This window comes from Velocimicrobium porci (assembly GCF_009696045.1).
Classification (GTDB): domain Bacteria; phylum Bacillota; class Clostridia; order Lachnospirales; family Lachnospiraceae; genus Velocimicrobium; species Velocimicrobium porci.
In genome coordinates this window covers 96,662-121,757 of the sequence record NZ_VUMT01000005.1, presented here as the reverse complement: position 1 = coordinate 121,757, position 25,096 = coordinate 96,662, and the positions used below count along the sequence as shown (strand labels likewise).

The following is a 25,096-nucleotide window of genomic DNA, read 5'->3' as shown; positions in this document are numbered from 1 at the left end:
AAAAGAATCCCATCAACAACTTCAATTGTTATTGATGGGACTCTTTTTATTCTTATCTTACGAGGAAGCTATCGGTTTCTTCCTTCAGCGATTTTGCAATTGTTTCATTTCGATTCATCTCATTATGAATATCACTCACATCTTCAACTAATGTTGTTACATTAGTTGCTGCACTCATAACGCCACGACTTCCTTCATCTACAGATCTGGCAATTCCATCCATCCGTTTTGCAATTGCATCCATTATATTTGCAAGATCATCATTTTTCCTTGCAAATCCATCCATCGTTTGATTTAGATGTGCCGCATCCTCATTATACTTTTTACCAACCTCAACAAAGTTATCATAATCTGTAAGAATTGTTTCATTAATATAAGAAACCATAGATTTTGAATTTTCAATCAGTTCATCAAACGCCCTTACAATTTCACTATTTAGCTGCTGTATATTACTTGCCGCCTCCTTACTTGAATCCGCAAGTTCACGAATCTGATCCGCTACAACAGCAAATCCTCTTCCTGCTTCTCCAGCCCTGGCTGCCTCGATAGAAGCATTTAACGAAAGTAAATTAGTCTGACCGGAAATAGCAAGAATATCTTCTGTAAGATTACTGATTTCTGCAATACTTTTACTATTTTCAATTGCCACCTCAAGATTTTGTACAATCTCGGTAACAACTTGGTTTGTGCTCTCTTTTGTTTCTAATGCAGAGGCTTCCATCTCACCCGCCCGAATCTTCATTTCTTTCGAGTAAGCAACCATATTCTCAGCTTCTTTTGCCATGCTACCAACTTCATCATTCGCACTTTCTGTATCAGAATTAATATCAACGGCAACTCTTGAAACTTCCTCCATAGAAGCTGCAAGCTCTTCCATTACAGCAGAAATATCACTACTACTGTCATTCGCTCTTACAATTTTATTCATAACATTTTCAATGATACTGTCCAACTCACCTGCATTATATGTAACTTTTCCAATAATTTTTTCAAGCGTATCAATAAACTTATTAATATTAAAAGCAACTCTTCCAATTTCATCGTATTTCCTTATCGGAACCCGTATTGATAAATCGCCTCGATTTTGTTGAATACTTTCAATAATTTCATTTAGCTTCGTTTCTAACTTTTTAAGTGGATTAATAATGCATCTGTTTACATTAAAAATTGCAAGAATCAACCATGCAATTGTAACGATTCCAAGACCAATCGCTACCCTAATTGAATTCTTTAGAATATCGTCCTGTTCTTTTGTTACAGATTTAATCATACTATCATTGGCAGTAACTAATTCTCCTATTGCAGTGCTGATTGTTTCATTTGCCTTTTTATTTGATTCAATCGCTTTTCCAAATGCCTGCATATCCTTGGAATTCGCGGCGGCTGTAGCAATTTGTACATTTGCAAATAACTCATCAAGACCAGAGCGCAAAGAAGCAAGATTCTCCTTTTGCCCCTGTTCTGCATTTTTTTCTGCCTCATCCAAATAATAATAAGCATTTTCTTCATAAAGCTTGAAATTATCAAGACAGCTCTTTTTTTCTTCTTCATCTGTAGTATCGCGTAATACATAAACAAGCTTTTGTGTTTTTTCACTTATACTAGTAATTTCATCAAAATCAATCAGATTTCGAATTCCAATCTCTGAGATTTTTTCGGACCGTTCTTTTGTCCTGCCCAAATTATAAGCAGAAGACACGCCAAGTACAATCGTAAAAAGTCCAAAGACAAGAAAAACCACTAGTAAACGTACTTTTACAGAAATATTTTTTCTGTTTTTCATTTTCATTCCTCCTAATTTTAAAACAAGTAACTAAATAAATTCTACATTTTAAGTATAACACATTTTTTCGCTTTTTAAATAGTTTTTTCAGAAAAACTTTACAAAACGCGAAAAAAGGAAGATAAACGAACTAAGTCATCTATCTTCCTTTTTCTATAATTTTATCAACAATATCAAATATAACGTTAAATTGATTTATACCAAAATTTTTCCCATATAATACTCGTCAATGTATTTTCCATTTACAAATAAAGATTTTTTTCGAATTCCCTCAATAAAAAATCCTTTTTTTTCATATAAACGTACCGCCTGTGTATTATGACATATAACCGTCAATTCAAGCCTTACAATCCCAGCCCTTCTCGCCCACTGTTCCATCTGCTCAGACATCGCACTTCCAATTCCCTGATGGCGATAATCCTCCAATATTCCTATAGTTATAGATACCGAATGTCGGCTTCGATTAAATTCTCCTCGGGCAGCACCCAAAAAACCTATAATTTTTGCTTCTTCTAAGGCAACCAGCAATAAGTTATCTTTTTTCTCACAAATACGGATTGCTGTTAAAATATTGTCCAATTCCGGCGGATGTTCTCCTACCTCATATGTCATTAATTCCGTCTGCTTATCCAACTTCAATAACATCTCAAGAAATTCTTTTGCGTCTTCTTCTTTTATTGGTCTAATTTCCATTTTTCTACCCATGCTATCGCAAGTCAGCGATATTGCCCCATAAAACAAGTTGAAAGAAAGGGCAACGCATATATCCTTTCCTTTCATAATTCTTTCAACCCAATCCCATCGCTCAATGTAATAAAAAATATTTCCCCTTTCTCCTCCCAATACCTTAGGTGTTTATTATATTATTTTCTTGATATTTTTTCAATAACATTTGCCTATTCTCCAAATGAATTTTCAAAAAATAAGAGCACTGAAAAACAAAATTCTTATAATTGTCATAAAAATTTTATTTTTTAGTGCTCTTATCCTAATACTTATTTCAAAACTCTACAAATCAATTATTGCTTATTTACTTCAAGAAAACCATTAATCTGAATTACCAAATCATCCACATTAATTCCATGTACCATACATGCCTCTTCCAAACTTTCAGCTTGGGCAGATGGACATCCTAAACAGTGCATGCCCGCCTGCATAAGAATAGGCGCTACCTCTCTATGATTTGCAATAATTTCACCAATTAATGTTTCTTTTGTTATCTCAGCCATTACAATGCCTCCTTTATTATAAATCGAGCTGTATTTTCTTTCATTTCAATACCCTGTTATTATAAAATATCCCTAAAATTACGTCAAGTACATTAGCCTCTTATTATTTTTTATTTCTTTTAACTTGTTAATGACATCTTGGAATGCTGTATGTTCCAAAGTTTTGCATATTCTTTTTCTTTGGCTAATAATTCATAATGAGTCCCCTGCTCGACAATTTTCCCATGTTTTAATACATAAATGATATCCGCTTCACAAACCGTTTCTAGCTTATGAGCTACCATAAGTATAGTGCGATTTTCCTTCGCTTCATAAACTGCTCTCTGTACCATTTTTTCTGATTCATTATCCAATGCAGCTGTTGCCTCATCTAACAACATAATTGGAGCTTTTCGGAGAAAACTTCTTGCAATTGCAATTCTTTGTTTTTGTCCCCCTGACAGTCCCCTGCCTGCTTCTGACACTTCGTAATCCAAACCGTTTTTTAGATTACAAATAAATTCATCAGCATATGCCTCTTTTAATGCCTGTTCCATTTCGTCTTCTGTAACCATTTCATTCGCATTTCCAATTTTAAGATTCTCTTTTATCGATGTATCAAATAGCGGAGTCGACTGCTCTACATAAGAAAAACATTTTCTCCATTCTTTTAACCCTACTTCCTCAATTGATTGATTGTATAACTTTATATTTCCTTTCTGCGGTATATATAATCCTAACAATAATTGAAAAATTGATGTCTTTCCACTCCCACTTTCTCCAACAAATGCCACTGTACAACCATGTGGAATTGAAAATGTAAGATTTTCTAAAACCGGAATTCCATTTTTATAGGAAAATGTCACATCATTAAACTCAATTGCAGGCATATTTTCACCAATCTCCATATCCTTTAATGTAAAATTCTTCTCCTGTTCACAATCAATCAACTCAAAAATGCGATAAAGCGAGGGAAGCCTTTCCGCATATACAGAAGCAATACTTATTATTCCATTGACCAACTGAGTAATCTGATCAGATAAAGGAATTGCCAACATAATTTGGCTAAAACGAATCACTCCTATTTCCGATAGATACGCACCTAAAATAAGAATACCTGCAACATTAAAAAAATCTCCTAATGTAAGACTGACTTTTCTTATCCCATATAATTTTCCGTATGAAATATTTTGATTCATTAACGTTTCGCTTAATTGACTCATTTTCTTCATTTGACTTTCTTTTAAGCAAAATACTCTTATTTCCTTTGATCCCACTATCATTTCAGAAAAAGCTGATACTATTTTTGACTTTTGACCTTGAATTTTCTCTTTTATTCGAACCGTTCTTTTTAAAACCGGTTTTATAATAAATAACTGCATACAAGAACATGCAATACAATAAATCCCAATTTTGATATCAATAGATGAAACCACAAATAAAGAAAGAATCCCCGAAATAATTGGATTAATATACCACAGATTTATATAATTTCCAATTAAATCAACCGCTTTATTTATATCGTCATTTAATCGTACTAATACATCACTATTTTTTAATTCCTCTGTATTCGCCTCATTTCCATTGGTCCAATTAAAAAGTAAATCCTCTTTCAATTTCGTTTTTGCATATTCTTCACCATAGGCAACTCCAACCGGTGCAAATCCACTTATGATCGAAAACAAAAAAACAAATAAGAGATAGGAAACCGTATCCTTCAAAATATTATTCGCATCTGGTAATTCGCTTATCCTGATAATATTTTGAAGCATTACTCCAATTGTGCTAAATATCAAAAAAGTTGATATACCTCCAATAACTACACTAATTAAAACAATTGTAATTCTTCCTTTTTCATAAGATAACAATCTTTGATATAATGATAAATCTTTTTTCCATTTTCTATTTATACTGAACATTTTTTACCCCCTCTTACTCCTGCCCTATTTTCTCATATAACTTTCTATAATAACTATTAAAAGCCATTAGCTCATTATGCGTTCCTTGTTCTACGATTCTTCCCTGTTTCATTACATAAATACAATCCGCATTTTTAACTGTATCTAAACGATGAGCAGCAGAAATTCTAGTTTGATCTGGAAAGTTTTTTTCAATTGCTATCTGCAAGTTTTTTTCAGTTTCCGCATCCAAAGCAGATGTTGCCTCATCTAGTAAAAAAATAGAAGCATCTTTTAGTAATGCTCGCGCAATCATAACACGTTGAAGTTGTCCTCCACTTAAAGCACTTCCACGTTCTCCCACCTGAGTTTCAATCCCATTTGCAAGATTGCCCATAAAAGCATTAATTTGTGCACTTTCACAAACTAATCTAAAACTCTCTTCATCAATTTTCCCATTTTTCCCCATCAATATATTATTTTTTATAGTATCAGCAAACAAAAATCCTTTTTGCGAAACTATTGATAACTCTGTAAGTATTTGACTTAAGTTCATATCCTTATAAGAACTGCCTGCTCTTTTTATTTCTCCCTTTGTTGGAATAAAAAAACCTGCAAGTAAATTCAATATTGTAGACTTCCCACAACCGCTTTTTCCTACAAATGCAATTTTTTCCCCTTTATTTATCTTAAAAGAAACATCTTTCAAAATCCATTTATCTTCCTCTGTATTGGCAGAATCATAAGAAAACCATACATGTTCAAATGATACTAAGCTACCATCTTTATCCCCTGAATCATATACAATTTTCTTGTTTTCTTCTTCAACCGGAACGTCCAATACCTCTGATAAACGTTTTACTGAAGCGTATGTACTTCTATATTTTGTAAAAACAGTTGCATAATGTAACAAATCAATCATTGACGTATTTGCTAAAAAATAAATTGTCATAAATTCTTCAAGTGTAATTTCCTTATTTGATAAAAAAACTAATCCAATAAAACATAGCGTCAAAATAGGTAAAATACCACAAATTAGTCCTAATGTCTGAATGGGTGCAGAAATTATCTGTTCATGTATTGCTGATTTATACTCTTCATCCATCCTCTTTTGATACCATTTTCTCACCAACGACGAGGCGTTAAATATCTTTATTGTCTTTTTTTGCGATAAAATATCTTGCGCCAAAACATTTGAATAACTTACTTTTTCTTTCTTTTTATATGCAACTTTCTCAACAGGTTTACTAAGAAAAAATTGCAAGACAACTATAATTGCCACCATTCCTAAATAAATCAAGGTCAAACGCACATTTAAATAAAACATAACAAAACTAAATAATAATATTTTTGTAGTTTGAAATAACATCTGTGGCAAAATACCAGTTAATAGCTGGGTTGTATGCTCAACCTCCAGTTGAAAACGGCTGATTAAATCTCCTGTTTTTTGTTTTTCTAACCACCTTATATCTGCACGATTAATTATCTCAGAGCATTTCATTTGCAGAGTCCTCATTGTATGTGACTCGTAGCAGCTTTGAATATATACATAAAAATATTCAAACAATATTTGCAAAACATAGAGGATGGCAAGTAAACAGGTTATTTTAATTATTCCATTTCTGTTAATCTCTACTATATTGTTTGTAAATTTTCCAAGTAAATTTGATAAAACAATAGCTAAAATAGTAAGTAAAACTGCAATTAGCTCTAATAAGAAAGAATACTTTTTTCGCTTTACTTCCAATCCCTTTATCGCTTTTCTCATAATCTCCTCCCTTTTTTGTTATTTCTAACTAAGTCACCAACCACCACTTCAAGTGGTGGTTTGATATTAGCCCTCCTAAGGGCTATGTTACTGCTCGCCCCGAAGGGCGGTGTCGCAAGCATTAATACTGGTCCGCTTACAATGCGGTACCTTTTGAATCTTCTTTTCTAGACTCTTCTGCTTGCTCCTTTATATACTTTTGTACAGCTTCATCCGTAATATTTCCATTTTGTATGTGATAAACTTTTATTGTCCATTTGGACCGCCTCCTATTTTTGAGATTGTCTTGCGACACCATTCTCATTTTAACATAGGAGGCTTTTTTATGGCATCCTCTACGTTTCCACTTACTCTATTCTCCCCAGCATAGCTGGGGGATTAGACTTTTCATTTATTTTTAACCCTTATACCGTAAATAATTTTACCCACATTATTTTTCCTCATCCATACACCCTCCGATTTCATTATAAATATACACCACCTACATTATAAACTAAAAAACAAAGAACTAAAATACTTTTTTCCTTTTTTGTTATTATCTTAAAATGAAAAAGTAAATTCCACTTCTCCTAAGACAAGTAGAATTAAGTCGTGCATTTTTATACCTAAGTGGAATTAAGTCTTTCACACATTTACAATATATGGTAGACTCCTATCAACGTTATGACAGCGTAGATAGGAGAATCATTATGTCAAACAGTATTCCAAGGAACCAAAAACATCTTACTTTACATAACAGACAGTACATTGAGAACTCTTTCGATCAAGGTCTTTCATTTAGAGAGATTGCTAAGTTCTTATGCAAAAATCCAACCACTATTTCAAAAGAAATACGCTTACATCGAATGGATGACATTCATCCCAAAAGGATATTTAACAATCCACACAACTTTTGTACAAAACGCTTCAAATGCCGTAAAACTAATGCATTCAATAAGCTTTTTATTTGTGACACCAAATGCGCGTCATGTATGAAATGTAATCAAGTCTGCAAGGATTTTGTAAAAGAAGAATGCAGTCGTCTGAACAGGGCACCTTATGTTTGTAATGGTTGCGATAAACAAAAAAGTCATTGTACGGTTCCTCATAAATACACCTATAACGCTAAGTTTGCACAACGAAAATAGGAAGAACTTCGGTCTTCTTCACGCCAGGGAGTTAATCTAACTAGACAAGAAGCACTAGCAATGAATCCCATAATTGTCCCATTAATAAAACAAGGTCAATCACCTTACGTTATTGCAAACAATCATCCAGAATTGAATGTGATCGTCAAAGGGCTCTACAACTATATCAATCAGCAAGTCCTTCTTGTTCGGGATATTGACTTAAAACGAAAAGTCAAGTTTAACCCCCGCAAAACTACCAAAAAAGGGATTGTGGACCGCAAGGCATTTATAGGCAGAACTTATGCCGGTTTCCAAACACTTAAACATGCTAAGTTTATAGAAATGGATACGGTTATTTCTACCAAAGGTTCTAACAAGTGCATACTCTTCTTCGAATGATACTTCCGAAAGGAACTGTTTTTGAGCATCTTACCCAATGGGACGTTCGAAAATGTGTGACCATATCAATTCATATCCTAGAGAGAAACTCGGAGGAATGACACCATATATGCTTGCTTTAGAAAAATATGCTCCGGACCTTGCAGCTCAAATATATTGAGCCTGACACTGTAAACCTTACACCTTCGCTTTTAAAATAATGCGACAAGTGTAGTCACCATATTTTTGCAAATCGCTGTCAAAACAGAAATTTCACAAAAACTGTACCTAGCCTGTGGAATTTACTCTTTCATACGGAATTTGGTTTTACAAGTCAGCTTTTGTTATTCTTTTATCAAAATATTAATTGGTATTATAGTTTTAATCATAATTTTCTACTTATTTTGTTATATATTTTCACTTGTATTATGACGCTTTTTATATTAAAATAAAGCTTATCAAGTAAGAAGGAGGAAAATAATTATGGCACATACAATTACTGATGCTTGTGTAAGCTGTGGAACATGTGAAGCTGAATGTCCAGTAGGCGCTATCTCTGAAGGAGATGGAAAATACGAAATCGACGCAGATGCTTGCTTAGATTGTGGCGCTTGTGCTGCTGCATGTCCAACAGGTGCAATCGAAGGTTAATTACATACAAAGGACTATCATAAACTCTAAGTTTACGATAGTCCTTTTGTATGTTTATACTTATAATGCTAGCTGATACCTACGGATGACTACGCACTTTGTGCAAGCACAATCGCATTTTAGACTTTTGACACTTACATTATAATATTATTTTTTTTCATATTAGAAAGAATCTGTGTTTTAATCTCTTTCACTTTCTTAAACTGATCAAAAAAGTCCAACTTTTCCTGCTGTTCTTTTGTCAGCTTCTCACCTGATGGCAATACATAGAAAGAAAAACATTCTGCAAAATCTTCTGCACAGCTTGTAGATGCATATGTATCAATAAATTGATTACTATGTCTAAAATAAAATAATTGACTACTTGTATTAATATCTCTGTCAATTGCAAAATCCTTCCAATACTTATTGTAGAATTGATTTAGATAAGAATTTTTCTTCGTTATCATGGAAGGTTCTCTATAAAGATCAAAGTCATCGATCATAGAATCTTCATCCATATTTTCATTTGCATAAGTAACTTGTGTATCATTCAAAGACAGATAATGCCCATATTCATGAATTACTGTATTTGCAAACTCAACTTTATCATCCATATCAGCCGGATCAATGCTGATTTTCCATGTTTTCCCTTTTTCGTCTATATTCTGCACAAATGCAAGAACACCATACTTGCCATCTGTTGAAATATCAAACTCTTTAAAGTTCTTTAACATAGAATCCGGAATAATCTTTCTTAATTCCTTCCATGCCTGTTTATATTTTGTAATCTGCTTTTTGGTCAGTTTTTTAATCCCTGTACCGGTTGGGTCCTGATACTTTAATGTCATATTAGAAGTATTAATTGTAAACTGTGCCACAGTTCCATTATCTGCTGTAAAAATATTAAGTAATACAGCCTCCGCTTTTAGCTCTTTATATTTCGAAAGAATTTCATAAATATCATCCGCGGTCTGTTCAATATCTCCATCCGTTTTAATATAGTTTTCATATAATTTTTTTACTTTCTGGTAATCCTTTTTTGATAAAACAGATTTGAGATTTTCAATAATTGGGTTTTGAACAGAAGGAGTTTGAACATAAGCATCTTCTAATTCTTCTGCTATTTTTTTTGCATCTGGAAAATATTTTATTGTCAATTGATTTAAATAGTCATTTAAACGAGTCATATATATGTTTTCTAGCTTACTTGGATTGTATACTTTTTCTTCTCGGCGCATTTTTTCAAGGCTCACAATTTTAGCAAGCATATCATATGCTTTTTTACGTTCCTCCGCAGATACTTTCTTGTCCAAAGTCCCCAAAAGGCTTGTTAATCTTTGATTTACATTTTCTTCTGTTAATCCGGGAACAAGATATCCTACATTTCTTTGAATGTCAAAATTTTTATCCGTTGTGCTTTGAACATATAACTGCGTACTTTCAGCCTTTGCCCTTTGTGGAAGTATTCCCCCTGCTAACGATATAATTGTCAGTGCTGTTACTGCTGTTTTTATTAAAATTTTTTTTCTTTCTAAATACATCTACTCGCTCCTTCTATTTTTTAATTTCTTTTATAATTTTTAATTACAGTTTGTTATTATAGCGCAATTAATCCTTAATTTTCTTAAAAAACATTAAAGACTACCTTAATTTTCCTTATCTTATAAGGATCTTACTAATAAAACCATTTTATATGCAAAACTACCATGCAGTTAAAACACCCTGCATGGTAGTTCCAATCACTTTTATTTTATAATCTCTTTAATAATTCTTCACGCTCAGCTTCAAATCCTGGTTTTCCAAGCAGTGCAAACATATTTCGTTTATAACTTTCAACCCCCGGCTGATTAAATGGATTAACTCCAAGCATATAGCCACTTACGCCACAGGCGAACTCAAAGAAATAGAATAACTGACCTAAGCTATATTCGGATTGATCTGGAATTTTTATAAGAAGGTTTGGAACGTCACCATCCGTATGCGCAAGTAATGTACCTTTCATTGCACTTTTATTAATAAAATCCATATCTTTTCCAGCAAGATAATTAAGACCATCTAAGTCTACTGCCTCTTCTTCAATCACAATGTCACAAACCGGCTTTTCCAATTCCAGAACGGTTTCAAACATAATTCTAGAACCATCCTGAATAAATTGCCCCATCGAATGAAGATCTGTTGTCAAGTCAACTGCAGCCGGGAAAATACCTTTTTTATCCTTTCCTTCACTCTCGCCATACAATTGTTTCCACCACTCTCCAATATAGTGGAAAGAAGGCTCATAATTGGCAAAAATCTCTACTTCTTTTCCCTTCCGATTTAAAATATTACGAATTGCTGCATATTTCAAAGCATCATTTTCTTCAAAAGAACGATTCAGACACATGTCCCTCATCGTGGCAGCACCATCCATTAATGCCTTAATATCAGCCCCACTTACAGCAATAGGAAGTAAACCGACCGCTGTCAATACAGAAAAACGTCCGCCTACATCATCCGGAACAACAAATGTTTCATATCCTTCTTCGGTTGCAAGATTTTTTAATGCTCCCTTCGCTTTATCTGTTGTTGCATAAATTCTTTTTGCCGCTTCCTCTTTTCCATATTTTTTCTCTAACAAGTTCTTAAATACACGGAATGCAATCGCCGGCTCCGTTGTAGTACCTGACTTACTAATTACATTAACAGAAAAATCACGTTCTCCAATTACCTCAATTAAATGGCTTAAATATGTACTGCTGATACTATTTCCTGCATAATAAATCTCCGGCGTTTTACGAATCTCTTTCGATACACGGTTGTAAAAACTATGTCTTAAAAAACTCACTGCTGCTCTCGCTCCAAGATAAGAGCCGCCAATTCCGATTACAACCAAAACTTCAGAGTCATTTTTTATCTTATCTGCTGCCTTTTGAATTCGTTCAAATTCTTCTTTGTCATAATTAACGGGTAAATCAATCCATCCCAGGAAATCATGACCTGCCCCGGTTTTCTCTACTAAAGTTTTTTTAGCAGATTCTGCACTTGTTTGTATCATGCTCAGCTCATCATCTGCAATAAACCTGCTCGCAAGCGAATAATCAAATACTACATTTTTATCCATAACCCATTGCTCCTTTTCATATTTATTTCTCTTACTTTTAATCATTCTTATTTTATCAAAAGGAGCTTTTTTTCGCAATATTTATTTATGCCAAATACTCCCTCAGGACTTCTTCTAAAATCCGTTCCTTTTCTGCATCCGATTCTGCCTCTATTGTCTTAATTGCCTCGTCAGACTCATCTTCCGAATCTTCTGTTTTATTAAAATAAGCATTTCGATATTGCTCTAATTCTTCCGGACTAAAATATTCATTTTCCAGTTTTGCCTTTAAATAATTTTCCAGGTAGTCACTTATATTAGTCGCTAAAATATCTTTCTTTTTATTTAAATCTAACATAACTTGAAAAGCTATCAACATAGTTGACACACTAATCCCCAACCCCAATGTGAATAAAATCATATCTTTTCCACAATCATAATAGTACCCTAAAAACGTGAAAATTATAGTAATTGCAAGACAGGCTGCAATAGCTTGTCCACATATTCTCTCCCATGTGTATAACAATATCCCACAAAATTTATGCCTATAAACATATTTATCCACAAAACTATCCACATTATGCACACCAATTTTTAATTTGTAACAAGTTTCAAAGCGAAGACACATCGACTTCATTAACTTATGTTTTGAATTTCCCATATCTGCTGAAGCTTTTATTAATCTTCTGTATAACAAGCTGCTTAAAAGCGACGATAAAACCCCAATCGTGCCAAGCACCGTCATTGCATAAACCATTACATCATTTTTTACCAATTCTTTAAAAATGTCATATATCATTTTCCTTTCCCCTCTTTCCAAGATTTGTCATACAATATAGCACAAGATTTATTATTTTTAAAGGTTTTTAGCAAAAAAATCGTTAGACAAAAACCTACATTTTTTATAAAAACAAGATTCATTTTTTTATTAAATGAAAAAAATCATCCGAAAAATCAAGGAACGATATCATCGAATTATTTGTCGAACCCTTAAAACTTTTATTCAAAATTCGAAAAATCAATAGCATGATGTTGGGGTCAAAGTCATGCTTTTTCATGCTAGCATGAAAAGCATGACCTTTTGACCCTGGTATCATAGCATTGAAAAAAAATACCGGATAGTATAAAATGAGGATACGCATAAAATAGAAAAAGAAAGGATTGAATTACTATGACTTATAAAACAAAAGGAGTATGTTCAAGAGAAATCCATTTTGAATTAGATGGTGATACAGTGAAATCAGTAGAATTTGTTGGAGGCTGTGCCGGCAATACTGCAGGAATCGCAAATTTAGTCTGTGGCATGAAAGTAGAAGATGTAATTAAACGTCTAGAGGGTGTACAATGTGGATTTAAAGGCACTTCATGTCCTGACCAGCTTGCAAAAGCATTAAAAGAAACATTGGAGGCTTAGTAACATGAAGCGAATCGTCTTAACCGGCGGTGGAACTGCCGGACACGTTACACCAAATATAGCCCTTCTTCCACGACTTCGAGAAGAAGGTTACGAAGTACATTATATCGGTTCCTATGATGGAATTGAACGAAAATTAATTGAAGAACTTGATATTCCTTACTATGGAATATCTTCTGGAAAACTTAGAAGATATTTTGACCCCAAAAATTTCAGCGACCCATTTAAAGTAATAAAAGGCTATAGAGAAGCATCCTCGCTTCTAAAAAAATTAAAACCAAATGTTGTATTTTCAAAAGGCGGTTTTGTATCAGTTCCTGTCGTTCTAGCCGCAAAACGCAGAAGAATTCCTACAATTATCCATGAGTCAGATATGACCCCGGGACTTGCAAATAAAATTTGTATTCCGTGTGCTACAAAAATATGTGCGAACTTTCCAGAAACGTTAAAGAACTTACCCCAGGAAAAGGCTGTTTTAACAGGCTCTCCTATCCGACAAGAGTTATTTTTAGGCAGCAAAGAACAAGGCTTGAAGTTTTGCGGATTTTCAAGTGAAAAACCTGTTCTTTTAATAATTGGAGGCAGTCTTGGCTCTGCCGTTGTAAACGAAGCAGTTCGTGGAATTCTACCTGAACTTTTAAAACAGTTCCAGGTCATTCATCTATGTGGAAAAGATAAACTGGACCCTTCCCTAAATAATACAAAGGGCTATGTTCAATTTGAATACATAAAGCAGGAATTATGCGATTTATTCGCAGCATCAGATATTATTATTTCAAGAGCCGGTGCAAATGCGATTTGCGAAATTCTTGCTCTTCGCAAACCAAATATTCTTGTTCCATTATCTGCTGCCGCAAGCCGCGGTGATCAGATTTTGAATGCAAAATCCTTTAAAAAGCAAGGATTCAGCTATCTGCTTCCTGAAGAAAATCTATCAAAAGAGGCACTACTGGAAGCTGTTAACTCTGTCTATAAGAATAAAGATAATTATATCGAAGCAATGAAAAAAAGTCCTCTTAGTAATTCAATTGAAACTATCGTAGAACTTATTAATTCATCTGCTAAATAATCATTTAATAGAAAAGGGCTGTTACAATCTGAGTTTTTCAAACTTCCATCTTGCAACAGTCCCTTCTCTATAATTCTGTCTTTTCCAAATCCCCTGTTTTTTTACAAACTGGAATTATTCAAGTATGCTTCTTGTTCTTTTGTAAGTACATCTAATTCTTTTCCCAAGAAATGTAATTTTCTTCTTGCAACATCCATATCAACTTCTTTTGGCACAACAATTAATTTTTCATTCAAAGAATCTGCATGCTCAACAAGATATTTTGCACTTAATGCCTGAATTGCAAAGCTCATATCCATAATCTCTGCCGGATGTCCATCTCCTGCTGCAAGGTTCACAAGCCTTCCTTCTGCTAATACGAAAATCCATTGTCCGGTTGGAAGCTTATAGCCCATAATATTCTTTCTTTGCTCTCTTGTTTCAACAGCAATTTCTCTCAATCTGGCCATATCAATTTCACAGTCAAAATGACCTGCGTTACAAAGAATTGCTCCATCTTTCATTTCTTTAAAATCTTCTTCATCAATAACCTTGTTACATCCTGTTACTGTTACAAAGAAATCTCCAACCTTTGCTGCTTCCTTCATTGGCATCACTTCAAAACCATCCATGACCGCTTCAATTGCTTTCACTGGATTTATCTCTGTTACAATTACTTTCGCACCTAAGCCTTTTGCACGCATTGCAACACCTTTTCCACACCAACCATAGCCGGCAACTACTACAATTTTACCTGCTACGATAAGATTTGTTGTACGGTTAATTCCATCCCATACAGACTGTCCCGTTCCATAACGATTATCAAAAAGATGCTTACAATCCGCATTATTTACCATTACCATAGGGAATTTTAACTCCCCAGCTTTATCCATTGCCATCAATCGGATAATACCCGTTGTTGTTTCTTCACAACCACCGATTACATTTGGAATTAAATCCGTAAATTCCGTATGCATCATGTGTACTAAGTCCCCGCCATCATCAATAATAATATTAGGTCCCGGCTCTAATACTTTACGGATATGATTATTATATTCTTCTGGTGTTGCGTTATACCATGCATGTACTTCTAATCCCGCTTCCACTAACGCAGCTGCAACGTCATCCTGTGTTGATAATGGATTCGAACCCGTTATATACATTTCTGCACCACCTGCCGCCAATACCTTGCAAAGATACGCTGTCTTCGCTTCTAAGTGTACAGATAGTGCGATTTTCTTTCCTGTAAATGGCTTTGTCTTAGCAAATTCTTCTTCTAATGTGCGAAGAAGATCACAGTTTCTTTTTACCCATTCAATTTTTCGTTCACCTAAGCTTGCTAAGCTAATATCCCTGATTTCACTATTCATCTTCTTTCCTCCTATTATGGTACTAAATTTTAATATACTTTATTTTCCAAACCCATTTTTTTCAAAATCTGATCCATTTCAAAATAAATTCTTTCTTCATCCATTGTTAATACGTTGCGATTTTCCATTGTAATTGTTCCATCAATAATTACCGTTTCTACCTCTGAACCATTTGCTGAATATGCTAAACCGGCAATCAAATTGTTTTTCGGCATAAATGATGGAGTTCTTAAGTTGATAATTGCAAGGTCTGCCTTTTTTCCCACTTCAATTGAACCGATTTGCTGCTCCAGTCCAAGCGCTTTCGCACCATTTATTGTTGCAATCTGAATGGCTTCCTTCGCACTAATACATTGTGGTACTTTTGCTACACCTTTATGAATTAATGAAAGCAAATTCATCTCATGGAACATATTAAGAGAATTATTACTTGCAGCACCATCCGTTCCAAGGCACACATTGATTCCTTTTTCTAACATTTTAGCAACCGGCGCAAATCCATTTCCTAATTTCATATTACTTGCCGGGTTTGTTACAACACTTACATTTTTTTCTTTTAATATATCTAAATCCCCATCATTTACATTAACACAGTGAGCAGCAATTGCCGGAACATCAAATAAACCACAACGCTCGGCCAGTTCAATTGGTGTACAGTGATATTTTTCTGCACAGCCTTCCATCTCTGACAAACTTTCTGCAAGATGAATATGGATTCCCATCTTTTCTTTCTTCGCTTCGGATGCAACAATTTTTAAATATTCCTCATCACATGTATATGGAGCATGCGGTCCTAAAAAGAAGTTTAAACGGTCACAATCTTTAAACGCTTCCCTTTCTTCATAAGCTTCATTTAATCGGATTCTTCCTGCTTCATCATTTCCGCTTCCTACCAGACCACGGCAAATAACCGCACGCATTCCGGATTCTTTCACGGCTCTTGTTGTCTGATGAATGTTCATCTGCATATCATTAAAACAAGTTGTTCCACTCTTCATCATTTCTAAAATTGCAAGATTAGCACCCCAATAAGCATCTTCACTGCTCATTTTTTGTTCCAATGGATCAATCGTTCCAAACAGCCAATCCATAAAGGATAAATCATCGGCAACATTCCTTAAAAAAGCCATATAGGAATGTGTATGAGCATTAATCATACCCGGGATGGCAAAGCGATCCGTTCCATCTATAACCTTGTCCTCTGAAAAAGTATCCGGTCTTTCACCAATTGCTTTGATAATACGGTCTTCGATATAAATATTATCTCTCTTTACAACCGGTCCTTTCTCTGTATATAAAAGCATTTGTATATTTTTTAATAAAATTCCCATTTGATGAACATCCTTTCTTTTTTCTGTTACTGTTAATTATACAATAGGCAATATTTTCTTGCAACCGAAAGCAGCTTTTTGGTAGTTTCGACGAATTCTAGTGACATAGTTTCTATAATTTGGTATAATGGAATTACCACAAAAGAATTAAAAATCTAATCTAAAAGAGGGAATCAATATGAAATCAACAAAAAACCGACAGAAGAATCAATCTTCAAATGTTTCAAAAAAAAGGACTGGTTCTATAAAAGTCCGACTTGTAGGAACAATTGTTCCAATTATTATTCTTTCCATTGTTGTTATCCTATCATGGACTTATTCAAAATCTGAGCAGATTATCTCAGAGAATGCTGAGCAGCTGCTCACTGCTTCTACAAAAGAGCAGGCTGCAAGCGTCGGAAGCTGGGCAAAAGAAAATCTATCGGTATTTAAAACAGTTAAAAAAACTTTAGAACACGCTAACTTTACAAAGAAACAAGAATTAAGTTATTTATCAAAATTCTTAGATGAATATGAAAGCTTTCCACTTGGAATCTATATCGGTTCAAAAGATGGAGAATTTTTAGATGCCTCTGGCTGGGTACCGGACAAAGATTACGTTGTAGCAGAAACCGACTGGTACAAAGAAGGGGTTACTCATAAAGATGTAACTTATGGAGCTGCTTATCTTGATAACAATACCGGAGATTATATCTTTAGTGCCACAGCCCTTTTAGACGATGGTTCCGGCAAGGATAGAGTTATGGCTGCCGATGTATCGTTAAAATCTGCCAGTGAGATTGTTACAAGCAGTAACTCCATGGAATATTCCAAATCCTTACTTGTAGAAAAATCAAGTAATACAATTTTAGCTTCCGATAATGAAGAATTTCGTGCAAATGTATTAGATACAAGTAATTCCGATGAGTTATTAGCCGGAATCGCCTCTAAAATTTCGTCTCAAAATTACGAACCTGCATTAATTCATGGATATATGGTGTCAATGCAACCTATCGATGGAACAGACTGGCTGCTTATTTCCTATATCCAAAAAGCAACCGTATTATCAAAATTAACACAATTAAGAACTTATATTGTTATATTAGCAATCATTACAATTTTAATTTTAGCTTTCGTAACCATACGTGTTATTCATTATATAACAAAACCAATTAAATCATTAACTAACACGATTGTTGCTATGACTCAGGGAGACTTTACCCCTGAAGTTCAAGTAAATGGTAATGACGAAATTACTCTAATGTCCGAAAGCATTAAAAACTTTATCGAAGTTATGCGAAACACCATTACTGATATAATCTCAGTTTCTGAACAATTGAGTTCACAGTCTAAAAATAGTACATCTGTATCAGAGTCATTGAAAACTTCAGCAATTACTCAGGCTGACTCAATGAATAATCTGAATACTATTGTAGATGAGTTAGGTCGTGCTGTAGAAGAAATTGCAGAAAGTGCTACTTCATTAGCAATTGTAGTATCAGAAACCGGTGAAGATGGTACGCGGGTAAATGCAAAAATGCAGGAAACGGTTTCTGTCACAGAACAGGGAAGAGCTGATATGAATCATGTAGGTGAAGCTATGCAGACAATTGAAACCTCAATGAATGCTTTAGAAACGGCAATTAATAAAGTTGGCGAGTCTGCAAAAGAAATCACAAATATTGTAGAACTAATTGGAAATATTTCAGAAGAAACAAACCTTTTATCATTGAATGCCTCCATTGAAGCTGCAAGAGCAGGCGAGGCTGGTCGCGGATTCTCAATTGTAGCAAGTGAAATAGGAAAACTGGCTGCAACAAGCTCTGATGCTGTACAAAACATTTCAGGTTTAATCAATGAAATCAGTTCCTTAATTACTGACACGGTACAGCAGACGCAAAACAGCGTTCACAACATTAAAGAGAGCAGTCTGTTAATCCATACTGCATGCGACACCTTTGATACAATTTACAATACCATCAATGAAACAAACAGCATTGTAAAAGACATGATACAAAAAGTACAAAAAGTTGATGACGTAGCTTCTTCTGTTGCAGCAATCACAGAAGAACAAGCTGCAAGTGCTAACGAAATCATGACTGCTTCAAATGTTATGCTAGAACAGGCTTCGAACATAACAAATAACAGTGAACTTGTTGCAAAGGAAGCCAACGAACTATACAATACATCTGAAAAACTTTCTTCCGAAGTTGAAATCTTTAAAGTAAAATAAATATAATCACTTATGAGGGGATAACTTGCTATGAATACACTTAAAAAATTTTTAGATCGTATTTTTATTGACGGTCTAAGCGGTATGGCGTTAGGGCTATTTGCCACATTGATTATCGGAACGATTATTCAGCAAATCGCCTCCCTATTGGGAGGTTCAATTGGAAATTTATTGTTTGTAGTTGGAAAATTAGCTGCCTCTGTAACTGGTGCCGGAATCGGTTGCGGTGTTGCTTATAAACTAAAAGCAAGTCCGTTAACATTGATTTCCGCTACAACAACAGGTATGATTGGTGCTTTTGCAGGAAAACTTCTCGCCGGTTCGGTCTTAGTCGATGGCGTTGTTTCCTATGCAGGTCCTGGAGAACCACTAGGTGCCTTTATCGCAGCTTACATTGGAATTGAGGCTGGCAATTTAGTTGCAGGAAAAACAAAAGTTGATATCTTAATAACTCCACTTGTATCAATTCTTGCCGGCTCAGCTGCTGGATTGTGGGCGGGACCTCCAATCTCTTCCATTATGAACGAGCTTGGAACAATTATTAATTGGGCAACCATGCAACATAAATTTGTAATGGGTATTGTTGTATCCGTATTAATGGGTATGATTCTTACACTACCAATCAGCTCTGCTGCCCTTGGTATTGTATTAAACTTATCAGGACTTGCAGCGGGTGCTGCTACAATTGGGTGCTGCGCCAATATGATCGGATTCGCCGTTGCCAGCTATCGTGAAAACCGCTTTGGTGGTCTTCTTGCTCAGGGTATTGGAACAAGTATGTTGCAAGTACCAAATATTATGAAAAAACCTATTATCTGGCTACCTGCCATAATCGCAAGCGCAATTCTTGGTCCTATCTCAACCTGCGTATTGGGAATGACCAATAATGCTGCCGGTTCGGGTATGGGAACTTCCGGGTTGGTCGGACAAATTATGACCTACCAGACAATGGCAAAGACAAGAGGTCAGGCAGTGACAATTATTTTAATTTTATTTATGCACTTCATTCTTCCAGGCATATTAGCCTGGGTAAGTTCAGAATTTATGCGAAAAATCGGCTGGATTAAAAATGGTGATATGAAACTGGAGCTCTAATCTCCTATTTCTATTATTTTACATATATTCTCTTTATATCACGCCTATAATATGTTATGATAAATAAAAAGATTTTAATTTACTGAGAAAGAGAGCTGAGTAGTTTGTTCCGTTTATGGGGAAAAATATGGCATGAAAATCATTTAATAAAAGATATTGTTATCTGCAACGATGACATTAAATTAAATCGTACCAAAAAAATATTTGACAGTATAGAAAAAATCTGCTATGAATTTGACTTATCCCAGCCAATCTGGCTTGACTCTACCATTGAAGAATTTAAACGACATGATAAAACCAGATTCACACAAGACAATTTTATTGAACGAATTGAATTTGACTTCTTAGAAATCGAAGTAATCGAAGAAGATTAAATTTTGATATGATAATTATAAAGCAGACAGTTTATCTATTTAAACTGTCTGCTTTATAATTTAATTTATTATTTTCCTTTCTTAAAAAACCCCTTCCTCTTTTTCTCTGATTTCACTTTTGCATTTGCTTCTGTTGTTGCTGCAACTTCTTGCCGGTTTTTCTGTATCTCACGAATCACTTCGTCTAACCTGCGAAATCTTTCATCCTCTCTCTCCTCTCTATCGCGAGCAAGATAATCCATTTCCTTCACTACATGTTCGGCAACGCTGCTTCCAACTGCAGTTGACAGCTCCTGATTATTTTCCCTGATTGCCTGTCCAATCAGCTCACTCATAATAAGCCGAAACTGAGCCATACGGTCAGCCGCCTCTACCTCTGTTTTCTGTTGCTCCTTGTGTGTAACCAGACTTGCCTCCTGTTTACTCTCCTGATTCCCCTCAACAACCTCAAATCGGCGTTCGACAGGCCGGTCTTTCTTTTCACCGTCCATCATTGCATCAACTTCCATTTTTATTGCCCGAAGCTGATATCCTTTATCCTTTAATGTCTTCACCATCTTTAGTATTTCAATATCCTTTTCTCTATAGTACCGATGCCCCATCTCATTTCTTGGTATTTTAAGTTCCAGTTCTTCTTCCCAATATCTTAATACATGAGGTTCTACAGCAACGCGTTTTGCCGCATCTGAAATTATGTATCGCGTTTCGCTCATATAACTTTCCTCCTATAGATTTGTTTATGGATTTGTTTTGTTTACATTCTACATTAATACAATATAACAACAAATATTGTCATTGCAACAAGAACTTATCGACCGATTATACCCCGAAATTCTTTCGTTTTCCGTAAACTGACAACATTCTATCCGAGTCTTTTTTTTCCGTTGTTTTTTGCTCCTTTTATTTACAGAAAAAAAGTGATATACTTAAAAATATTATTTTACTTTAAGCAGAAAGGAATTCATTTTATGTGGGAACCTGACAAGAATTTGGATATAGACTACACAATGGAAAACAAAAATCTTCCAAAACCAGAAAAGGATATAAGTGACTATTTTAGTCCTGTAAATACCGCTATTATTATTCTCAATGTCCTAATTTTTTTATATGTAGATTTGACTCATTCTTCGCTTAATTCCGAATGGATGCTTCAATGTGGTGCAATGTATGTTCCGAATATCCTTGAAAAACACGAATATTACCGTATTATTACAAGTATGTTTCTTCACTTTGGTATATGGCATCTTGCGGGAAATATGCTCGTTCTATGGTTTATCGGAGGTACTTTAGAACCTCTTATCGGAAAAATTAAATATTTCATTGTCTATCTTCTTTCAGGAATTCTTGCAGGTATTATCTCTATCAGTTATAATGTAGTAACAGGTGATTTTCCGATCTCCGCTGGTGCTTCGGGTGCCATCTTTGGAGTGACAGGAGCTTTGCTTTTTGTTGTTTTAATTCATAAAGGACATATAGAAGGTTTAACCAAAAAACAAATGTTTTTATTTGTTTTTTTAAGTTTATTCAGTGGTGTTTCCGATCAGGGAATCGACAATATGGCTCATTTTGGCGGTTTTTTTATTGGCCTTCTATTAGCAGCTCTTCTTTACCGTAAACCAAAAAAATAAATGTTTTATTTAACTATAAAAAGAGAGGACAGGTGAATACAACCTATGATGACAATTAATATTTATTACGGCGGCCGCGGATTGATTGAAGACCCCACAATATATGTAATAAATAAATTAACAGAAGTACTGAAAGAATTAAGAGTTGTCGTAAATCGTTACAATCTTTTTGAGGAAAAGCACAGTATTTCTACTTTAACACGTACATTAAAAGACTGTAACGGTATTATTTTGGCAACTACCGTTGAATGGCTTGGTATTGGTGGACTTATGCAGCAATTTTTAGACGACTGCTGGCTATATGCCGATAAAGAGCATTTAAGTAAACTCTATATGATGCCTGTCGTTACTTCAAGCACATATGGGGAAAAAGATGCTTCTTATTTACTTACAAAGTCATGGGATATGCTGGGTGGAATTTCTTGTACCGGAATCAGCGCATATGTAGAAAATCATGTAGAATTTGAAACAAATCCGGATTATATGTTTATAATTGAAAAAAAGGCAGAATCGCTTTATCGGACAATCAGTCAAAAAAAGCTCACTCTTCCAAGTAGTTCACAAGTACTAAAACAAAATGTACTTCGTAAAAATACTTTAGAATTGACACCTCAGGAAAGTGAACAACTCTCCATTTACGTTTCTGATGACACTTATGTCAAGAAACAAAAAGAAGATATAGAAGAACTGACCCAATTATTCAAAGAAATGTTAGGTGATACAGAGGCCGATTCCAGTCAGGAATTATTAAACCATATTAAATCCAAATTTGATACAAATTCTGAAATAACCGCCAGTTATTCAATTTTCTTGACTGATATTGATAAAACAATTGTAATAGAGGCAAATGCGTCAAATTTAAAATGCTATTATGGCCAAAAAAATGACGCTGATGTTATTGCCAAAACAACACTAGAAGTTTTTCAAAATATCCTTGATGGGGAATTGACATTTCAAAAAGCTTTTATGTCTGGCGTATTAACTGCTAAAGGTAACTTCAAAACCCTTAGAGCTTTTGATTCTATCTTCCAGCTCTCCTAAACTGGAAGATAGATTGAAAAAGAGGTTTCTTTTTCAGTAGATTGCATTGTTATCGTACCATTATGAGCACAAACTATCTTGTAAGCGATTTGAAGTCCCATTCCACCAAAAGATAGCTTATTTGAAACAAAAGGTATAAAAAGGGGTTCCTGCTCCGTTTCTACAAGCGGGCGACCATTATTGGAAATCTCTATCTTAATATATTCTCGTTTATTTCCATCGAACTCCAGCCTGACGATTTCTGTTGGAAGGTCCACATGAATATAATCTCCCGCCTCTGTTGCTTCAAAGGCATTCTTAATTATATTAGTTAGTACCTGACGCATCTTAACTTTATCACAAGCATACATAAGCAGGCAATCCAATGGATTATCTAACTGATCAATCTTAATACTAATCTCTTTTTCCATTGCAACCACTTCGAAACTTTTCACTGTATTTTCAATTAATTCTAATAGATTAATTGGTCTTATTTGAAGTTTTGCACAATAATTATAATTTGAAAAATTATGTAGTAACTCAGAAAGACTGGTAATATCATTTTTCAGCTGAGTCCAATACTTAATGTTGTGAACCTCCGGATATCGGCTATCAATAAGCTGTGCGGTACTGTCAATTAATGTTAATGGATTTCCAAATTCATGTGTCACTTTGAGTAACAGTATGTTATTTTCCTCTCTAAGTCTTGTAACATACTTTGCAAACACCTCGTTTTCATTACATAACTGATCCAATTCGCAAATCTCGTCATAAGTAAACATGTATCTTCCTCCTTTTTGTTTTTTCTTGTTTACATTCTATAGTTTACCAATATGTTACAAGGTCAACAAGTTATTTTCATTTTCATAAATCGACTTATTCCGCATCAAATTCACATATAATGACAGGCGTTTACACATCTTTACACATACTGACACAAAATCAATTGATTTGAATGAAAAAAATTTTTATGGTATGATTGAAAAAAGCAAAATAAACCATACTAACTTATTAGGAGGAACAAAAATGAGTGATTCAAATTGTATTTTTTGTAAAATTGCAGCAGGTGAAATACCATCTAAGACCCTATATGAAGATGATAGCTTTCGTGTTATCTTAGATATATCACCTGCATCAAAGGGACATGCCATCATACTTCCCAAAAAACATGCTGCCAATGTATATGAGCTATCAGAAGAAGATGCATCAAAAATTTTTGTTGTAGCAAAGAAGGTTGCCACCGCAATGCAAAAGGTATTACAGTGTGATGGCATGAATATTTTGCAGAATAATGGGGAAGTTGCAGGGCAAAGTGTTTTTCATCTTCATGTCCATTTAATCCCTCGTTATAAAGACGATAAGCTAACAATTAAATGGACACCGGGAACAGCAGAAGATGTACTTGCTGATAACCTAATAGAGGCGATAAAAAGAGAAATTAAATAGCAATTTTTCTAAGATTAGAAAAGGAGACTGCCATGGCAGTTGTACCGACCCCCAAAAGTTAGACCTAAAAATCTAACGATTGGAGGTCGGTATTTTTATGTCCAAATATTCTTACGAATTCAAAAAGAAAGTCTCGTTACAGCTTACTTAAATGGTGCAGGTAGTTATTCTTACCTTGCTAAAACATATGGAGTGCTTTCACATAATAACATTGAGAAATGGGTTCATAATTATCAGACATTTTATAATGAAGGTTTGAAGCGTTCTATTGTAGAATTATATTTATCAAGCAAAATCTCTTA

At 34.5% G+C, this 25,096-nt stretch carries 21 protein-coding genes and 2 pseudogenes; 10 read left to right on the top strand and 13 right to left on the bottom strand.

Translation table 11 applies throughout. The annotated features are described in order from the left end of the window. Positions 1–52: 52 nt before the first annotated feature. The 6 genes and pseudogenes from FYJ58_RS05080 to FYJ58_RS15425 form a co-directional block, all read right to left on the bottom strand. Entirely contained in the window at positions 53–1,783 is a 1,731-nt protein-coding gene (locus FYJ58_RS05080) for a methyl-accepting chemotaxis protein (RefSeq protein ID WP_205839160.1), read from the bottom strand. Between the two features lie 195 nt (positions 1,784–1,978). Beyond that, the gene (locus FYJ58_RS05075) at positions 1,979–2,563 is read right to left on the bottom strand and encodes a GNAT family N-acetyltransferase (protein ID WP_235912559.1); all 585 of its coding nucleotides are present in this window, start codon (positions 2,561–2,563) and stop codon (positions 1,979–1,981) included. A gap of 239 nt (positions 2,564–2,802) precedes the next feature. Beyond that, positions 2,803–3,012, bottom strand: a complete 210-nt coding sequence (locus tag FYJ58_RS05070; protein ID WP_154518184.1) for a DUF1858 domain-containing protein — start codon at positions 3,010–3,012, stop codon at positions 2,803–2,805. A gap of 119 nt (positions 3,013–3,131) precedes the next feature. Beyond that, a complete protein-coding gene (locus FYJ58_RS05065; protein ID WP_154518181.1) occupies positions 3,132–4,910 on the bottom strand; it encodes an ABC transporter ATP-binding protein in 1,779 nt (592 codons plus the stop codon). A 13-nt stretch (positions 4,911–4,923) separates the two neighbouring features. Next, positions 4,924–6,657 (bottom strand): ABC transporter ATP-binding protein, encoded by a 1,734-nt coding sequence (locus FYJ58_RS05060; protein ID WP_154518178.1) that lies wholly within the window; start codon positions 6,655–6,657, stop codon positions 4,924–4,926. Positions 6,658–6,793: 136 nt separating this feature from the next. Then, positions 6,794–6,922, bottom strand: a pseudogene (locus tag FYJ58_RS15425) (IS200/IS605 family transposase); the annotation flags it as partial. Between the two features lie 424 nt (positions 6,923–7,346). On the opposite strand from FYJ58_RS15425, the pseudogene FYJ58_RS15420 reads away from it, so the two are divergent. Continuing rightward, positions 7,347–8,365: pseudogene (locus tag FYJ58_RS15420) on the top strand (helix-turn-helix domain-containing protein). A gap of 262 nt (positions 8,366–8,627) precedes the next feature. After that, positions 8,628–8,795, top strand: a complete 168-nt coding sequence (locus FYJ58_RS05045) for a DUF362 domain-containing protein (RefSeq protein WP_154518172.1) — start codon at positions 8,628–8,630, stop codon at positions 8,793–8,795. A gap of 134 nt (positions 8,796–8,929) precedes the next feature. Here the strand turns inward: FYJ58_RS05045 and FYJ58_RS05040 are convergent, their stop codons facing one another. The 3 genes from FYJ58_RS05040 to FYJ58_RS05030 form a co-directional block, all read right to left on the bottom strand. Then, a complete protein-coding gene (locus FYJ58_RS05040) occupies positions 8,930–10,318 on the bottom strand; it encodes a hypothetical protein (protein ID WP_154518169.1) in 1,389 nt (462 codons plus the stop codon). A 209-nt stretch (positions 10,319–10,527) separates the two neighbouring features. Next, positions 10,528–11,877: a glucose-6-phosphate isomerase gene (locus FYJ58_RS05035; RefSeq protein ID WP_154518166.1), complete on the bottom strand. Its 1,350-nt coding sequence runs from the start codon at positions 11,875–11,877 to the stop codon at positions 10,528–10,530. Positions 11,878–11,962: 85 nt separating this feature from the next. Continuing rightward, positions 11,963–12,655, bottom strand: coding sequence for a hypothetical protein (locus tag FYJ58_RS05030; protein WP_154518163.1), 693 nt, complete (start codon positions 12,653–12,655; stop codon positions 11,963–11,965). Between the two features lie 372 nt (positions 12,656–13,027). Here FYJ58_RS05030 and FYJ58_RS05025 point away from each other — a divergent pair, with 372 nt between their 5' ends. Together FYJ58_RS05025 and FYJ58_RS05020 are read left to right on the top strand one after the other, a co-directional pair. Beyond that, positions 13,028–13,270: a TIGR03905 family TSCPD domain-containing protein gene (locus FYJ58_RS05025; protein WP_154518160.1), complete on the top strand. Its 243-nt coding sequence runs from the start codon at positions 13,028–13,030 to the stop codon at positions 13,268–13,270. A 4-nt stretch (positions 13,271–13,274) separates the two neighbouring features. Beyond that, a complete protein-coding gene (locus FYJ58_RS05020) occupies positions 13,275–14,339 on the top strand; it encodes an undecaprenyldiphospho-muramoylpentapeptide beta-N-acetylglucosaminyltransferase (RefSeq protein WP_154518157.1) in 1,065 nt (354 codons plus the stop codon). A gap of 101 nt (positions 14,340–14,440) precedes the next feature. Here FYJ58_RS05020 and FYJ58_RS05015 read toward each other — a convergent pair whose 3' ends face one another. Both FYJ58_RS05015 and FYJ58_RS05010 read right to left on the bottom strand, forming a co-directional pair. Further along, positions 14,441–15,688, bottom strand: coding sequence for an adenosylhomocysteinase (locus FYJ58_RS05015; RefSeq protein ID WP_154518154.1), 1,248 nt, complete (start codon positions 15,686–15,688; stop codon positions 14,441–14,443). Positions 15,689–15,717: 29 nt separating this feature from the next. Then, complete coding sequence (locus FYJ58_RS05010; RefSeq protein WP_154518151.1) at positions 15,718–17,019, bottom strand: amidohydrolase; 1,302 nt, start codon at positions 17,017–17,019, stop codon at positions 15,718–15,720. Positions 17,020–17,197: 178 nt separating this feature from the next. On the opposite strand from FYJ58_RS05010, the gene FYJ58_RS05005 reads away from it, so the two are divergent. The 3 genes from FYJ58_RS05005 (at position 17,198) to FYJ58_RS04995 (ending at position 20,700) form a co-directional block, all read left to right on the top strand. Beyond that, the gene (locus FYJ58_RS05005; RefSeq protein ID WP_154518148.1) at positions 17,198–19,231 is read left to right on the top strand and encodes a methyl-accepting chemotaxis protein; all 2,034 of its coding nucleotides are present in this window, start codon (positions 17,198–17,200) and stop codon (positions 19,229–19,231) included. A 30-nt stretch (positions 19,232–19,261) separates the two neighbouring features. Continuing rightward, positions 19,262–20,326 carry a PTS transporter subunit IIC gene (locus FYJ58_RS05000; RefSeq protein ID WP_154518145.1) on the top strand — a complete coding sequence of 355 codons (1,065 nt, stop codon included), beginning with the start codon at positions 19,262–19,264 and terminating at the stop codon, positions 20,324–20,326. Positions 20,327–20,430: 104 nt separating this feature from the next. Next, positions 20,431–20,700, top strand: coding sequence for a hypothetical protein (locus FYJ58_RS04995; protein ID WP_154518142.1), 270 nt, complete (start codon positions 20,431–20,433; stop codon positions 20,698–20,700). Positions 20,701–20,768: 68 nt separating this feature from the next. On the opposite strand, the gene FYJ58_RS04990 is transcribed toward FYJ58_RS04995, so the two are convergent. Then, positions 20,769–21,413, bottom strand: a complete 645-nt coding sequence (locus FYJ58_RS04990; RefSeq protein ID WP_154518139.1) for a MerR family transcriptional regulator — start codon at positions 21,411–21,413, stop codon at positions 20,769–20,771. A 255-nt stretch (positions 21,414–21,668) separates the two neighbouring features. Between FYJ58_RS04990 and FYJ58_RS04985 the strand changes: the two genes are divergently transcribed. Both FYJ58_RS04985 and FYJ58_RS04980 read left to right on the top strand, forming a co-directional pair. Further along, positions 21,669–22,328, top strand: coding sequence for a rhomboid family intramembrane serine protease (locus tag FYJ58_RS04985; protein WP_235912557.1), 660 nt, complete (start codon positions 21,669–21,671; stop codon positions 22,326–22,328). Positions 22,329–22,373: 45 nt separating this feature from the next. After that, positions 22,374–23,369 (top strand): SCP2 sterol-binding domain-containing protein, encoded by a 996-nt coding sequence (locus tag FYJ58_RS04980; RefSeq protein WP_328597800.1) that lies wholly within the window; start codon positions 22,374–22,376, stop codon positions 23,367–23,369. On the opposite strand, the gene FYJ58_RS04975 is transcribed toward FYJ58_RS04980, so the two are convergent. Next, complete coding sequence (locus tag FYJ58_RS04975; RefSeq protein WP_154518136.1) at positions 23,366–24,130, bottom strand: sensor histidine kinase; 765 nt, start codon at positions 24,128–24,130, stop codon at positions 23,366–23,368. The genes FYJ58_RS04980 and FYJ58_RS04975 overlap by 4 nt on opposite strands. Before the next feature lie 244 nt (positions 24,131–24,374). On the opposite strand from FYJ58_RS04975, the gene FYJ58_RS04970 reads away from it, so the two are divergent. After that, a complete protein-coding gene (locus tag FYJ58_RS04970) occupies positions 24,375–24,794 on the top strand; it encodes an HIT family protein (protein WP_154518133.1) in 420 nt (139 codons plus the stop codon). Positions 24,795–25,096: the final 302 nt, after the last annotated feature.